The 16,288-nt window shown below is 43.3% G+C and carries 10 protein-coding genes; 9 read left to right on the plus strand and 1 reads right to left on the minus strand.

What is annotated here, in order from left to right; translation table 11 throughout:
• The first annotated feature begins 280 nt into the window (after window positions 1–280).
• Together HMPREF3093_RS01095 and HMPREF3093_RS01100 are read left to right on the plus strand one after the other, a co-directional pair.
• Complete coding sequence (locus HMPREF3093_RS01095) at window positions 281–3,997, plus strand: hypothetical protein (RefSeq protein ID WP_070755190.1); 3,717 nt, start codon at window positions 281–283, stop codon at window positions 3,995–3,997.
• Window positions 3,998–4,031: 34 nt separating this feature from the next.
• Window positions 4,032–5,489, plus strand: a complete 1,458-nt coding sequence (locus tag HMPREF3093_RS01100; protein WP_070755191.1) for a hypothetical protein — start codon at window positions 4,032–4,034, stop codon at window positions 5,487–5,489.
• 265 nt (window positions 5,490–5,754) lie between these two features.
• Here the strand turns inward: HMPREF3093_RS01100 and HMPREF3093_RS01105 are convergent, their stop codons facing one another.
• Window positions 5,755–6,294 carry a hypothetical protein gene (locus tag HMPREF3093_RS01105; protein ID WP_070755192.1) on the minus strand — a complete coding sequence of 180 codons (540 nt, stop codon included), beginning with the start codon at window positions 6,292–6,294 and terminating at the stop codon, window positions 5,755–5,757.
• A gap of 237 nt (window positions 6,295–6,531) precedes the next feature.
• Between HMPREF3093_RS01105 and HMPREF3093_RS01110 the strand changes: the two genes are divergently transcribed.
• The 7 genes from HMPREF3093_RS01110 to HMPREF3093_RS01140 all read left to right on the plus strand — a co-directional run bounded on the left by HMPREF3093_RS01110 (window position 6,532) and on the right by HMPREF3093_RS01140 (window position 16,275).
• Window positions 6,532–6,918, plus strand: a complete 387-nt coding sequence (locus HMPREF3093_RS01110; RefSeq protein ID WP_070755193.1) for a hypothetical protein — start codon at window positions 6,532–6,534, stop codon at window positions 6,916–6,918.
• Window positions 6,919–7,821: 903 nt separating this feature from the next.
• Window positions 7,822–8,121 (plus strand): cupin domain-containing protein, encoded by a 300-nt coding sequence (locus HMPREF3093_RS01115; protein ID WP_070755194.1) that lies wholly within the window; start codon window positions 7,822–7,824, stop codon window positions 8,119–8,121.
• A gap of 711 nt (window positions 8,122–8,832) precedes the next feature.
• Window positions 8,833–12,621 carry a pullulanase gene (locus HMPREF3093_RS01120; RefSeq protein ID WP_070755195.1) on the plus strand — a complete coding sequence of 1,263 codons (3,789 nt, stop codon included), beginning with the start codon at window positions 8,833–8,835 and terminating at the stop codon, window positions 12,619–12,621.
• A 498-nt stretch (window positions 12,622–13,119) separates the two neighbouring features.
• A complete protein-coding gene (locus tag HMPREF3093_RS01125) occupies window positions 13,120–13,863 on the plus strand; it encodes a CpsB/CapC family capsule biosynthesis tyrosine phosphatase (RefSeq protein ID WP_070755196.1) in 744 nt (247 codons plus the stop codon).
• Window positions 13,853–14,542 (plus strand): Wzz/FepE/Etk N-terminal domain-containing protein, encoded by a 690-nt coding sequence (locus tag HMPREF3093_RS01130; protein WP_070755197.1) that lies wholly within the window; start codon window positions 13,853–13,855, stop codon window positions 14,540–14,542. The genes HMPREF3093_RS01125 and HMPREF3093_RS01130 overlap by 11 nt, the downstream gene beginning before the upstream one ends.
• A 15-nt stretch (window positions 14,543–14,557) precedes the next feature.
• Window positions 14,558–15,256 carry a tyrosine-protein kinase gene (locus tag HMPREF3093_RS01135; protein ID WP_070755198.1) on the plus strand — a complete coding sequence of 233 codons (699 nt, stop codon included), beginning with the start codon at window positions 14,558–14,560 and terminating at the stop codon, window positions 15,254–15,256.
• A 71-nt stretch (window positions 15,257–15,327) separates the two neighbouring features.
• Complete coding sequence (locus tag HMPREF3093_RS01140) at window positions 15,328–16,275, plus strand: glycosyltransferase family 8 protein (protein WP_070755199.1); 948 nt, start codon at window positions 15,328–15,330, stop codon at window positions 16,273–16,275.
• The last annotated feature ends 13 nt before the right edge of the window (window positions 16,276–16,288 follow it).

Here is a 16,288-nt window from a genome sequence, read left to right on the forward strand (position 1 = left end):
TATGATTTTTTTTGCCACGAAGATGAGTACCCTTAAAATTAAACCCTTACAAATCGTTTGACATAATGTTATAATATATATAACAACTTCATGAACTTATAGAATCTCTGGTTTGTTGAAGTATAAATATGTTCTGTTAGTATTAGGGAAACATAAGAAAACAACATGAAGAGCGCAACACATTAGGCCGCGCTAGTGAGAATAAAATTTTTCGAATGCAATCAAAGGGGATAGAGAGTGTTGGTAAAACTTTGCAACTCAATATATGGGGGAATGAACATTGAGCAATGTAAATTATATTCAAAGCGCAATTCTACAGTTGGAGGGGGGAGCTTTTCAAAAACTGTTTGACATATATCTATATAAAAAGTATAAGTTTAAAAATATCCAAACGTTAGGAGTTCATACAGGTACTAATAAACCAACAAAAGGGACGCCTGACTCTTACGTCTTAACAGATGAAGGAAACTATATCCTAATTAACTATGGAACTGTCAACTCGCAGCCAGCAAGAAAAATAAAAGCAGATATTTTATCGTGTTTTGATGAGGCGAAACTCCGAATATCTGAGAATAGAATTAAAAAAATCATTTGTGGTCATTGCTCTACAAACATCCATATGGAGGATTTTGATAATATTATGGAATCTATTCAAGGAGTTGAGATTGAGCTTATTGGGATAGATACACTATCACACGATCTAGCGTTGCATTATCCGTATATAGCAAAAGCAGAACTCGGAGTTTCCATCGACACAAATCAGTTTTTTGATATAGAAGATTTTGTCACAGCATACGACGCAAATGGTATAAATGCACCCCTTGATTGCAATCTTCTTCACCGGGAGTCAGAGATTACAGAGATTTGCGATAGCATACGAAACAATAGAGTTACTGTACTGACTGGATCGTCTGGAATAGGAAAGACTAGATTAGCCATAGAAGCGTGTAGAAGAGAGAATGATGGTATTACAGAAGTTTACTGTGTCAAAAGCAATGGGAACTTTTTGTATGAGGATATTAAGTTTTACATCTCTAATCCGGGAAGTTATTTGATTTTTTTCGATGATGCTAATATGGTTATAAGCTTAGACAATATCTTTAACACTATATTGACATTACCAACAGATTTTGATGTCAGGTTACTTATTTCAGTAAGAGAATACGCTAAGCATAGCGTGTTAAAAGCAGTATCGAAATATTCGGAGGCTAACATAATTGAAATCGGACAATTTAAGAACGATGAGATAAAGGATATCCTGGAGTCTAATTTAGGAATAAAGAATCCGCAGTATCTCAAAAAAATAGCTGAAATTGCGAACGGAAATATCAGGCTAGCCCTACTTGCGGGTATCAGATCGAGGGAGGATGGATACCAGGCAATTCGTAACGCAGAGGATATTTTTAAGAACTACTACGGAAGAATTATAGATGAGGCTAAACTGACGAAAGAAGATATTCTCATGTTGTTTTTCATTGCTGTATCTGGCCCGGTAAAAAATAAGGATAACCAGCTATACAGTGATTTGAAGGAATCATACGGTGCTGATTTTGATGATGATGATATAATTTCGAAATTATATTCTTTAGAGTTAATAGACTGGTTTAAGAATGAGATAACACAAATTGCGGATCAGAGCTTGGGAAATTATATATTGTATCATGTACTATTCGAAAAAAAATGGATAAGTGTAAAAGAATTAATTTCTATTGCGTTTCCAAGATATCGCAATAAAGCTGTGTATGCATTAAATACGTTAATGGAAATATTTTATTCGGAGGAATGCAATAAATATATTAAAGATTCAATAATTGCTGCTTGGGATAATGCACCTGAGGGGCAAAATACAGAGTACCTTGAATCATTTTATCTGGTCAATCCATATAAAGCGTTGTCTATAATTAACAATCGAATCAGGTTAGGAGTAGTAGTAGATTTTGATTTGCGCAATTATGACATTAACTCAAAGAAGAATCACCATAATATTAAGACTAGGGAAATAGAAATACTAGCTGGCTTCAAATACACAGATAGCTATGAAGATGCTATTGATCTTCTGATGAGATACTTTGAAAAAAGACCAGACTTAATAATGGATTTTTATTTTGCCCTGAGTGGAAAACTTTTATATGATAAGGAATCATATCACTATGGCTATAAGTATGAAGCACTTTTACTAAATAAGTTGTGGCACTATTCTGAGGAGGGGCGCAATTATAATAACAGTGTACTTTACTTACATATTGTAGAATCCGCATTAAAAACTGCAAGGTCTTTCGAAGAAAAGAATAAAGATAGTAGATCAGTGAATTTAATTAAAATGTCAATTAAATTCACTGAAGAAATGGCTAATTTGCGGACTCGTATATGGAAAAATATAGCTACTTTAAGAAAAAATGAAGACTATCATCATACTACTAATCGTATTCTTTTAGGGATGCAATATAACTGTTTGAATGAAGAGGAGTCTAGAAAGTATCTACATTCAGATTTTAATACGATATACAAATATGTTATCGACCAAAGAAAACCAGATTTTTTTGACGCAAGGATTATTTCAAATTACAGATCATTAGCTAGAAGAATCGGCATAAAAAAAATAGACCAACGATTCATGATTGGTGAAAATAATTCTGAATTCAAAGTCTGTAAATTGTTGACTTGTGAACATTCAATTGGAAGAACACTTGCAGAAGATGAGAAATTTCATAAAGAGACTATCTCAAAAGAAATAAGAGCTTATGATTTGGTGAATTTCCATGAATTATTTAGAATCTGCAGTTTCTTGGAAGAGGTAACAGATTCCAAAGACCAATGGGCTTTAAAGAAGGGGATGGACTGTGTTTTTGAAATTATAGAAGAGGAGAGAGAAAATCTATATTTGAAGATCCTAGAGGGCTATTTTAAAGCGAATACTCCATTTAGCGATATGTGTGGATATAGGCAGATAAAATATATGCTCAGTCATTTCGGATATGAAGTGACGTATGATTTTGTGAATAAGCATGTGTTTGACAACAAAAATATATTGTTATCTTTAATTTGGGAGATTCTACCAGAAAAAAATATAGATGAGTCTGCAGCTACGCATTATAAAACATTTATCCTAAATAATTTGGCAAATAACAACTGCTTAGTTTCTACATTTGAAACGATAGCACGTTATGCTGAGAGAGATAGTGAGCTCAAGGCAGATGTAATTAAGGCTATAGGGGATAATTTAGAGCTCTTTGCGGGTTTCTTTGACTATGCGTATCATAATGAAGATGATATTGAAGACCTTATTAGTTTCTTTAGGGATGATATTGTGTTATTAGCGCATATATATATTAATGCGCTTTCGACGGGTAACCTAATTGACTTCGATGGTAAGCTTTTCATAAAAATATATAATCAAGATCCTGCTATCTGGTATGGATATGTGGATTGGGTTAAGACTAAAGGTAATATTGGTGATAATGGGAATGAACATGAGATCTTTGAGTTAATATGGGACGTCGATAAGTGGCGAGAGTGTGTGGACTACGCATTTAAGACTCTCATCGAAAATGATGAATATTATTATTTAAAAGATATAGCAGGTTTATTGTTTACAAAGGCAAGAGATATGGCTATATTAGAACGGAAAAAAGCGTGGTTAACTGAGAAACTAAGAGAAAATATCAGTGAAATTGAAAGATGTAAACCTCTGATAAACATTGTTGTAAATGCTCTTCCTGATTGGAAATTAGAATATATTCTCGAATTTTTAAAAGCTAATAATAAGTTCGAGGACTTCAAGAAGATAAGCTTATTTTCTTTGTCCTATTCATGGTCTGGAAGTGAGATTCCGATTATTATGGAAAAAATAAATTTTCTTAAATTATTAAAGGATAATCTAAGTGGAGCCAACTATATTGATCATAAAAAGTATATTGAAGAGTATCGTATAGAGCTAGAGAAATATAAAGAGAAAGTAGAATTAAGAGAGTATCTTGAAAATTCTGATTTTGCATAATGAGTAGAGCTAATTCTTGAGAGAGGAATAAAAGATGGACCTAGTTAAATTTGTTGCAGTTGGGGGAAAAAAAGAAATCTCAGATTATTATTGGTATGTGGAATCGATATTATCGAACTCTGATGAGTTAAAAAATCAAGTTGAGAATGATATTACTATATATACGCAGGACGAGTATCCCAATACTGTTTTTTGTAGCATAGTAGAAGAGCGCTTTATCGTAGATGTAATCTTCGATTTTAGTACTTTCGAAAGTGAAAAACATTTGGCGATTGATATTACCTCAAACAATTATAAGCTTGATAAGGAAAATTCTTATCTAGAGAATCTTAAGCTAGTTATAAAAAAAGCGATAGCTAATGATTGGAGAAACATAGTATGGCTTTTTGATGAAGACGCATTTCTCCTCTCGAAAGATTTATATGGTCGTTTCTATATTATAGAGAATAAAATACGTAGATTCATAAACGAATACATGCTCAAGACGATTGGAATAAACTGGTGGGGAATTTTATCAGAATCAGGACTAGCCATTGAGGGTAAGTATAAGGCCAGATGCTCAGGATACAAAAAGACTGTTTATGGATTCAACAATATTGATGATCACCTAATGGCTATCGATGTTAAAGATCTATATAAGATATTAACAATGAAGAGAATGGAATGGAAGCCAGCCTATGACCCTGCTATTGAAGCTTTATTAGTTGGTGTAACCAAAAATAAAGAACATCAAATAATTGAAATGCTCAAAAAGCAGTTAACTGTCAAGGAGGATTTTAAGGAAATGTTTTTCCAAGAATACTTTGAAAGTAGTTTTTTCGATAGTTTTGAAGAATTTGAGTCAAGTAGAAATCATGTCGCTCATAATAAAATATTAGATAGAACATCATATAAAAAAATCCATGGATTACTAGATAAAATGGATAAATATGTAGAAGGAGCTTTAAGGAAACTTTATACGGATAAACAATCACTTGAACAAAAGCAGGAAGCTGTTAGAAAATATAAAGAACTATTATTTGAAGTAAAGCAGAACGATTCGGGTGTAAATATTAGAGAAGCAGGGGCGATAATTGAGGAATTTGGGAATGCTCTTGAAGAAAAGACCGCTGAGATAATAGAGGCCCTTAGGTGTAGAGAAGATATTAATATTTCAGAAATGAAATTCAAGCGTAATAATAATTCAGGAGAGCTATTTTCGGCGGTTTCAAGTGTTACTAATGAAAAACTGGATTTCTATTATTCAATGGATGTTATAGATAGTGAAGGAAGCGAAAGCACATTAACTATAAGTTGTATTCAAGGACCGATTAATGTTGATGGACTCGATGCATCGGAAGGTAATATAATAATTTCTTATTTTAACGGTGAAGTGTCTTGTGATGAGGATGGCATTTATACGCCAATTGTTAAGGATGGCATCCCAGATTACTATATGAAAAATTATCTTAATGTGATGGTTAAATTTATACTTACTAAATTAAAGCCTTAAGAGCATGTGGATTCTATTCGCAGCAGAAGGCATAATCTGTAGCCACTAGTATTAGTAGAAATCAACGATATTAAATTATATCTGTTTCGAGGCAATGTAGTAGCCATAGGTCTTGGAATGTAGTTTATTGTGGAATATGAACTATTCTTTTTTAAGTGAGTTAAGTACCTAACCCTTTTGACTTGGATAAGAATATACCATCTCTATATAAAAGTATAGTAACAAAAAATCCCAATTCATCATGGATTGGGATTTTTCTATCTACTTATTCCCCCGCACCATCAACGCCGCCGCCACCGCCGCCACCGTCGGCTGGTGGGGCTGGGTCAGGTGTTGGGTCTGGTTGGGGTTCGACCACTGGGTCCACCGGTGTTGGTGGGACTGGGTCCGGGTTAGGCGCTGGGGTAGCCGGTGTGACTGGCGCTGTGTAGTCGTCGTTTTGACGGGTGTTTGGACTGGTTGGGGCGTCTTGGTCATCGTTGTCTTGGGTTCCTGGCCGAGATTCGGAGGATTGGCTAGATGACGAAGAGGATTCAGATGAGGTAGAGCTAGATGAAGAGGATGAGCTAGAAGAGGAGCTTTCCGATTTGGATTCAGCTGATTCCTTGGAGTTGTCGCTAGAGGAGGAGTCCTTGGACGACTCGCGGCTAGACTCATTAGGCGCCGAGATATGGTCGGGGCGCCGACCTACCCAGGAATCGAGATGGGTCAAGAGATCTAAGCCACTGAAGTTGGCTAGGACATCTACTGTCCCGATAGCTAATAGAATAAGAATAATATGGGCGAAGAGTTTTGCCTTTTTCATGTTGTTGCTCCTTGTGCGCAAGTATACTATCATCATTATAGCAATTTTGCATAAAAAGGCAACTAGCACGCATCAAAATAGGGGGAGATTATGAAAAAAACTACAAGTAGTTTTAAACTGGACAAAAGCTCGGTCTAGAGACTGATTTTTGGCCTTGGCCCAAATTTTTCCTTGCCTAGGAAGCCTAAACTTTCTATACTAGAAGTAGAGAAAGATATGATGCGAGGAGGGAGTAAGATGCTGAACTTCTTACTAGTGACTGTAAATATTATCTTAACGGGTGTAGCGGGCTATCTTTTGTTGCGCCGCAAATCACGTTTCACGCCTGAATGGCAGAAGGCGGTATGGTATTTGCTTTTGATCCTAGCTCTTTATGCCGTTCAAGAAGTCTGGGGTTACTGGCAGCATGAGGTAGGAACAGGTGTGCAAGTCCTCAATCTGGTTTATAGCCTCTTGATTTTCCTGGCTGCTTACATGGGGAGCGAGACCGTCATGTTGGCGGTGCGCGGTGATGATACTTATTGGGACAGTCTATTAGGCCTTCTAGCTCATATTAAGGGCTTTGGTCGTAGCATGGTAGCGGGCGTTAAAGACAAACTTGAAGACAAAGGGGCCGGGCGATAGCCGGGTCTCTTTTTTTGCGTTCGGACACGATTGAGAGCCGTGAGTGAAACTTCGCGACAAATCGGATTAAAGTCTATACAAATGTCTGTGTATATATACAAATTTCGAATATTGAATGGTGAAAAGAGATTTTCAATATTGTTAAGTATGTTAGCCTGGCTAGAGCTCTAGTTCAAAAACATGATAATCTTTATTTTACAAGGAATATAGGCGGATGATATGACTGATAATTCTGTCCTAATTTATTTCTAAAAAACATCCAAAACTTTAGAAAAATCGTCGATTGTCAAAAAAGTGCATAATTCTACAAAAAATGAGTCTATACTCTTTTCAAGCGACTTAAGACATGCTATAATGCCTTTGCAACCTGATAAAACTCCTCAACAAGGAAGTCGAGTATGGGGGTACTGATTCCTTGTCGAATATATAGTTTCATAGGATTTCCTTCTAAGTAAGAGGGATGACGAAGAGGCTTGCTCAAGTGCCTCAAGTCAAGGATTCGATGGCTGAATGGATTTTCACCCATCCATGGTCAGGTAGTTGCTATTTATAGATAGGGCTACTAAGACGCTTAAGGCGTTTTTTCAACGGATCGTCATATATACAAGGAGATGCTAGATTTTTGTCATCAGTATCAGGTGCGCGTGCAGAGCGAGGGCTCTGCGCTTGAGGAGGCTTGGCTCGAGAGATTAGGGACTCTTGGGCTGGGGTAGGCTTATTTTTACAAATGAGGGAGAATAAGCTGCTGGACAAAATTAAGCATTGACATGAACCGCACCTGCTTGCCACGATGCAAGGGGTGCGGTTTTTGCATAGAGATAATGTTGGGGCAAGCTGTTTAATGGCTTTTATCGATAAGAACTGTGCTATAATAGAATTATGAATTAGAGAGGAGTTTGAAGTATGAAAGTTTATCACGGTCGCACAGACATTGAGCGTTTTGAGCATTTGGTGGAAACGCCTAGCCAGACAGTCACCCACCTGGTCCTACCTGCCGGGCAAGCCATTGGCCAGCACCACGTCCCTTATACGGTGGTTGTCGTCCCAGTCAAAGGGCGGATTCTTTTCTCTGATGAGAAGGAGACAGCCGAAATTTATCCCGGCGTTATCATTCGCATGGCTCCTCACGAAGTACACTCCCTGGAAGCCATCGAAGATAGCGAACTCATGGTCATCAAATCCCACCTAGCGCCAGAAGCCTAGATGGTATAGCCCCTGTCCTTAGGACAGGGGCTTTTTGGTATGGGGGAAAGGTGACATACAAGGCAGAATCCCTGAGCCAGTGGTCCACTCTTTGGAGTGGACCACTGGCTGGGTTGGAACCGGGTAAAAGTGCCCGAACTGAGGCGAAAGCTGCGAGCAAGTGGTCTACTCTTTGGGGTGGACCACTAGCTGGGTAGGAAACGAGGTAAAAGTGCTGGAACTGAGGTGAAAGTCGCGAGCTAGTGGACCACTTTGGAGAGTGGACCACTAGCTGGGTGGGAAACTGGGGGAAAGGGCCGAAACCGAGGTGAAAGCTGCGAGCTAGTGGTCTACTCTGGAGAGTGGACCACTAGCTGGGCAGGAAACAGGTAAAAAGTACCCGAAATGTGGCGAAAGGCATGAGCTAATGGACTACCAGCTAGGTTAGAAATCTGACAGAAAGGGCCAAGCCAGAGGGGAGGCATGAGCCAGTCCATTGATAGGAGGAACGATGGACTAGCTGCGAGCTTTTTCTATCAAAAAGGGCGTTTCTCGGTGATTCTTGTGAGGCCAGTCCATTGATAGGCAGAACAATGGACTGGCGGAGCCCTCTTTGGTTGGAAGAAAGTTTGTTAGCGTTAACAAAATGGCCTGGCTAGGAGCCAAGAAGGGTAGAGCATGCTATAATAAAATAATGAAAGCGCATTATAATATAGAAGGGATATCTGAACTATGAAAGATATGCGATCAACTCAAGTCCGACGCCAAGAGCGTTATGGCATTAAGAAACTCAGTGTAGGAGTGGCTTCTGTCCTAGTAGCGACTACTCTATACTTCCTGCCGGGCAGTGCTCAAGTCTTGGCTGCTAGTCAAACCTCAGAAGAAAACTCGACTAGCCAGTTAGCGCCAGCCCCAAGTTCTGACGCAGGAGACCAAGCAGCGCCGGCAACTGATGCAGCGCCAGCGAGTCAAGCAGACGCTGGGCAGGCTGATAGCGCCAAGCCGGCTGAACAAGACACTTCAGCGGGCCAAGCTGATGGCAAGAAATCGGCTGATGCCAGCCAAGCGGCGGAAGGCGCTCAAGCAAGTGATGGTACTAACCCGGCCGGCAGCACCAAGCCAACTGACGGCACTAACCCGGCCGACAGCACCAAGCCAACTGACAGCGCCACCCCAGCCGACACCACCCAACCAGCCACCGCCGAGTCAGGCGCCAGCCCTACAGCTACCCCAGCAGCGGCGCCGCAGGTGGCGCCAGCCAACCAAGCGCCGGAGATTCCGGCGGGGCATTTCCGCATGCATTTTGCTAAGTTGCCAAGCGATAACATTAGTGAAATCGGGGCCTGGGTATGGGGTAACGGGGTCCAAGCCCCGTCCAACAACTGGCCAACCGGAGCTATGCGCTTCTCGGAAGACAAGAAGACGGCCTATGGTTACTACCTAGATGTGCCGGTGACACCGCAGGCGACCGCCATCAACTACTTGCTCAACAACGTCAACGATGGCAGCAAGAAGTTTACCGAGGACCTAAGCCTAGCCATCACCAACCCGCAAATGAAGCAAGCCTGGCTGGATGAGAGTTACCAAGCTAGCGTGGAAGAGCCAATTCCAGCCAACAAGAATCGCCTGCGCGTCCACTATCACCGGGCTGACGGCCAGTATGACAACTGGGGTCTCTGGGTCTGGGGTAAGGATGTGGAGCACCCATCTAGCGACTGGCCTAAGGGCGCCCTAGAATTCAATCAGAGCGGGCCTTTTGGTCGCTACTTAGACCTACCTATTACAGAACTTGGAAAGGACATTCATTTCTTACTCGTGAACAAAGCAACTTCAAAACAAACCAAAGACATGAGCTTCAGCGACCGCGCCAACCATGAGCAAGTTTACCTGCATGATGAGGAAGACACGGTCTACACGACGCCATTTAAGACCTTATCTGAACGTATTACCCGCGCCGAAGTGACGGCGCCGCACCAAGTCTTAGCCAACTTTACGGCAGTGGATCAGTTGGACCTAGCCAAAGTCCAGCAAGATTTGGCGGTTAGCACGAATACCGGTCAGCCGGTAAAAGTCACTAAGATTGAAGTCGACGCAGCTAACAAGCGCCTGATTCTGACAACTCAAGAGGATGTCAGCCGGACGCCGCTTAAGCTGACCTACCACGACGAGACCGTCAACAGCCAGACCGGTTGGAAGCTAACGGACTCTCTCTATAATTATCAGGGCGAGTTAGGCTCTACCCTACAGGCAGACGGTTCCGCCCTTATGCGCCTCTGGGCGCCAAGCGCGGACGCCGTGACGGCTGTCCTCTACGACAAGGACAATCCGGATCAAGTGGTAGCGCGCGTGCCTTTGACTAAGGACGCTAGCACGGGCCTGTGGACGGTGACCTTGGATGGCCAAAACACGCCAGCCAAGAATCTGGACGGCTACTTCTACCACTACCAAGTGGAGCGTGGCGGTCAGTCGGTTCTGGTCTTAGACCCTTATGCTAAGTCCTTAGCCAAATGGGACCAAGCCACTGCCAAGGAAAAAGTAGCCAAGGCTGCCATCGTGGATCCAAATAAGATTGGGCCAAAATTATCTTATGCCAATATTCCAGGCTTCAAGAAACGTGAAGATGCGGTCATCTATGAAGCCCATGTCCGCGACTTTACCTCTGATCCTAAGTTAGAAGGTCAGCTCAAGTCACCATTTGGGACCTTCTCAGCCTTTGCGGAACGTCTCAGCTACCTCAAACAACTGGGTGTGACCCATATCCAGCTCTTGCCAGTCATGAGTTACTACTTTGCTAATGAAAGTGCTCGTGCTCAGCGTGAGCTCCAACCAAGCACCCAAAACAATAACTACAACTGGGGTTATGACCCACAGTCCTACTTCAGTCTCAGCGGTATGTATGCTAGCGACCCAAGCAAGCCTCAAGCCCGCATTGAAGAATTCAAGCAATTAATCAAGGCTATCCATGACCAAGGCATGGGGGTTATCATGGACGTGGTCTACAACCACACGGCTAAGACCCATATCTTTGAAGACATTGAGACAGGTTACTACCACTTCATGAATGCTGATGGAAGTCCACGCGAAAGCTTTGGTGGCGGGCGTCTAGGGACTACCCATAAGATGGCGCGTCGGGTCCTAGTCGATTCCATTAAATACTGGACCGACACCTTCAAAGTGGACGGCTTCCGCTTCGACATGATGGGGGACCATGATGCTGAAGCCATTGCCCAAGCTTACCGGGCAGCTAGCACCCTCAATCCTAAGGTCTTCATGCTTGGGGAAGGTTGGCGGACCTTTGTCGGGGACGAAGGGGAGCCTGTTCAAGCGGCCGACCAAGACTGGATGCGGTCGACTGATGGTGTGGCGGTCTTCTCCGATGAGATTCGTAACGAGCTCAAGTCCGGCTACCCATCTGAAGGGCAACCACGCTTCTTAACGGGTGCACCACGCAGTGTCTACCAAATCTTCAATAATATTATTGCCAACCCAAGTAACTTTATTGCAGATGCACCGGGAGATGTGATTCAATACATTGCTGCTCACGACAACTTAACTCTGCATGATATTATCGCCCAATCCATTAAGAAGGATCCTAAGACCCATGCGGCTGAGATTCATCAACGCATTCGTTTGGGTAACCTCATGATTCTGACCTCCCAAGGGACGCCATTTATCCATTCCGGTCAGGAAATGGGGCGGACCAAGCAATTGTTGGACCCTGCCTACAAGAATAAGGTGGATGACGACAAGGCGCCTTATAAGACCCATCTCTTAGTCGATGAGCAGGGCAAACCATTCGACTATCCATACTTCGTTCACGATTCCTATGATTCTTCCGACATCATTAACCGCTTTGACTGGAGTAAGGTAGCGGAAGATGGCAAATATCCTCATAACCAAGCGACGCTGGCCTATACTCGCGGCTTGATTGCCTTACGTAAGTCTACTGATGCTTTCCGCAAAGGAACGGCTAAGGAAATCGCCGACCAGGTGACCATGATGACGTCGCCAGACATTGCGGATAGCGACAATGTCATTGCCTATCAGGCGGTGGACTCTAATGGCGACCGATATGTGGTGGTAGTCAACGCGGATAATAAGGTTCGCAAGCTACGTTTCAACCCTGAGCGCTTCCCTGGTTTGGATAAGGCGGAAGCCTTGGTGGATGGGGCCCGTGCCGGGACTCAGGCCTTGACGGATCTAGTAGGGGTAGCCTATGATGCGGAATCTGTCACCTTGCAACCCTTAACGGCGACGATCTTGCGGATTAAGGCCAAGCCAGATCAAGCGCCTCAGCCTGGCCCTGATCAAGAAAACCAAGCGCCAGACCGAATTGATCCTCTGTCTGTGGCGCGTGCCGGTTTCGCTGGTTTTGGTGGCGATGTCGCCCAAGCGCCAGCAGGCCAACTGCCCGCAACCGGTGAGAGCCAAGCCCCACTCAGTCTCTGGGCGGCGGTCATGGCCGGCTTAGGTAGCCTCATGGTCGGCTTAGGCTTGAAGAAAGAACGCGAGGCACAATAGCATAAAGTAAACTTAAAAGGTAGGGGTCTATCCCCTGCCTTTTGCTTTGTTTGTGTGCTAGCTTAACAAGGGGGTCTTCCGCTAGCTAGAGTCGACTAGGTAATTTGTATAGTGATTGTTAGGTCTTAGCACAAGCAACGTAGTTAAGAGCGTGGTGGCGACACAAAAGTCGTCATCAGAATCTGATTATATAGAGGATTAATATCAGAGGAGACAAAAAAAATTTAAAGCTAGCTTATAGAAGCTAGAAGAAGTTCTTATACGAATTGAAAGTGGCTGAATCGCTAATTTATCAACTCTTTTAGTAGAAGTATAAGGGAGAGCAATTAGCGGATTAACTTTCAGTTTTAACATAATTGAGCAAAATGTATAGAAGAAACCGATTAACTTTTACAGGTCTATATACTTTTAATGGCGGCTATGTTACAATAGGTTGGACAAATTTGGCGCCCCCTAGAGTGCCAGTGATATTGAGTGAGAGGATAAGGTGGCATAAGCATGATAGATATACATTCCCATGTGCTCTATGGCGTGGATGACGGGGCTCAGTCCTTGGATGAGACGCGGGCACTTTTGCGTCAAGCTTATGATCAAGGTATCAAGACCCTCATCGCGACACCGCACCAACGCAAAGGGCGCTTCGAGGCTAGTCGTTCCACTATTGACAAGCATTTCCAGGACCTTCAAGCTATTGCTCAAGAAGTAGCACCAGACCTGACTGTGCATTTAGGCACAGAAGTCTTCTATTCTAATAGTATGCTTGACCGACTAGAGTTAGGACAAATTCTGACTTTAGCCGGCAGTGATTATGTCTTGGTGGAATTCGATTATGGGCTCCCTTACCGGGAAATTGTACGTGCCATTCGAGCCATTCAAGGATTGGCATATGATGTGGTCATTGCTCACATTGAGCGTTACGACGCCTTCCACAAGCATCCGGAACGAGTGCAAGAAATGAGAAGATTAGGCTGTCTAATTCAAGTCAATGCGGCTAGTCTCCTGCCAATGGGGCTCTTTGACCCTTACAAGGTGCTCAAGAAGCGGGCTCGCCAACTCTTAGATGCGGACTTAATCGATATCATTGCCAGTGATGCGCACAATGTCGGAAGACGTCCTTATTATATGGCTGAAGCCTATGCCTTTGTAGCTAAAAAATATGGAGCCGATTATGCCCACCAACTCTTTGTCACCAACCCTGAAAAAATAATAGGAAAAGGAAGTTCACACCCCCATGGAAACTAAAAAGCAAGAATTTGTTGAAATTGATCTGATGGCCCTCTTGCGCAAGCTCTGGGCGGCTAAATTTATCATTGTCTTTGTTACGGTTGTGCTAGCAGTTGCGACCTTACTCGTTAACCTAGTAGTCATTCGACCAACCTTCCAATCGACTACCCGCGTCTATGTGGTTAACCAGACCGAAGACAAGGCCGTCACCACCCAAGACTTGCAGTTAGGGAACTTCCTAGTTAAGGACTATAAGGAAATCATCCTGTCTGACACCGTTATGTCGGAGGTCATCAATTCTGAGAACCTCAGCATGACCCCTAGCCAACTCAAACGTGTGGTTAAGGTAGATTCTCCTCGTGATACACGGATTCTATCCATCTCTGTCTCTGACCGCGACCCACAAAAGGCCAGCAATCTGGCTAACCGTGTCCGTGAAGTGGCTTCTGAACAAATTAAACGCGTCACCAAGGTTAACGATGTGACCACCTTGGAGGAAGCTAAACCAACCAACATTAAATCTTCACCCAAAACTCGTCGTAACACCCTCTTGGCGGCAGCGATAGGCTTCCTCTTGTCAGCAGGTTATATCGTGGTGCGAGAACTCTTAGACGACCGCGTGCGTTATGCAGAAGACGTGGAAGACGGCTTAGGTATGGTCCTCTTGGGGGTTGTCCCTCAAGTTAAGCTCAAGTAGAAAGGTGTGTACCCTATGGAACAAGTTGAACCACGATTAAATAAAAAACTCATTTCTCCAGAGGCGGAAGAATACTATAACGCCATTCGGACTAATATTCTCTTCTCAGGTAAGGATATTAAGGTAATTGCCATTACCTCAACCAAGGATAATGAAGGGAAGTCCACGGTTGCCATGAACATTGCAACTTCCCTAGCTGCCCTAGGCAAACGCACCCTCTTGATTGATGCGGATACCCGTAACTCCGTCTTCGTCGGCCGCATGAAAATCCGCTCCAAGGTGGTGGGCTTGACCCACTACTTGGCAGGTGAAGCAACCGTTAAGGAGATTGTCTTCGGGACCACAGAGCCTAACTTACATATGATTCTATCTGGCCCAGTGCCACCTAACCCAACGGCTCTCTTACAGGGGGATTCCTTCCAAGAGCTAATCGATGTCTGCCGTCATCACTATGATTATGTCATCGTGGATACGCCGCCATTAGGCTTAGTCACCGATGCCTCTATCGTGGCTCATCAGTGTGACGCCAGCATTTTAGTGGTTGAAGCGGGTGCGATTAAGCGCCGTGCGGTTAAGAAAATTCAGGAACTCCTAGAACATACAGGAGCTAAATTCCTAGGGGTTATCCTCAACAAGGTAGACCTTAAGGCAAGTCACTATGGTGCCTATGGTTCTTACGGGAACTATGGCAATTATGGTAAGAAGGCAGAGTAAGCCTGAACTTAATAGTGCTGAACCGATAATGTGAAATTATCGGTTTATTTTTCGGTAAAGAGGAAAAAATAATGGATATTGTATACGCAACAAGTGATAATTTTGTGGATATCTTAGCTGTCTCGCTGGCCTCGCTTTATGAGACCAATGGCCACCTCAGCCCACGTGTTTGGATTTTGAGTTATGGTGTGACCGATTCTAGTAAGCTCAAGTTAGAGCAGTTAGCTCGTCAGTACAATCAAGCGCCAATTGAATGGTTAGAGGATATGACCTTGCCAGCAGAATTGCAGTCAGACCGGGGCTCTTTGAGTCAATTTGGTCGCCTATTCTTGGGGACAATCCTACCGGAATCAGTCCACCAGGTCCTGTATTTAGATGGGGATACGGTCATCAAAGGCTCGCTAGATCAATTGGTGGAGACACCTTTCGATGGGGCTATTGTCATGGGGGTATCGGACACTTTCAACAAGCAGTATAAGCAAGTCTTGGGTATTCCAGCTGACCGGCCTATGTTTAACTCGGGTGTGCTATGGATTGATTTGGATGCTTGGCGTCAGGACAAAATTGAAGACAAGTTCATCGCTATTATTCAAAAATTTCGAGGCAAGGTCCTACAAGCTGACTTAGGTATTCTCAATGCGGCGCTCTATGACCGCTACAAGCAAGTGCATCCGCGGTTTAATGCCATGACGATTTTCTATGACTTTGACTACCGGTCCATGTTGGCTTTTAAGCAACCAGTCAATTATTATTCAGAAGAAATGTTGGCGGAAGCCAAGGCCCAACCAGTGGTGCGACATTTTACTACTTGCTTCGCCTCCAAACGCCCTTGGGTGCAGGGCAGTCAAGTGGCTGGGATCGAGGACTTTAAGCATTACTATCAGGGTCAATATATTCAGCAAGAGGATGGGCTGATGACGCGCCTCAATCGCCATTTGCCACAAGGACTCTTTGTGCCTATCCTAGGCTTTATCCAGTCACAAATTCGTCCTCGTTTATACCGTTATCTCAAAAAATAAAGGAGCCAAGTTA

This window comes from Abiotrophia sp. HMSC24B09, assembly GCF_001815865.1.
In the GTDB taxonomy this organism is placed as follows: domain Bacteria; phylum Bacillota; class Bacilli; order Lactobacillales; family Aerococcaceae; genus Abiotrophia.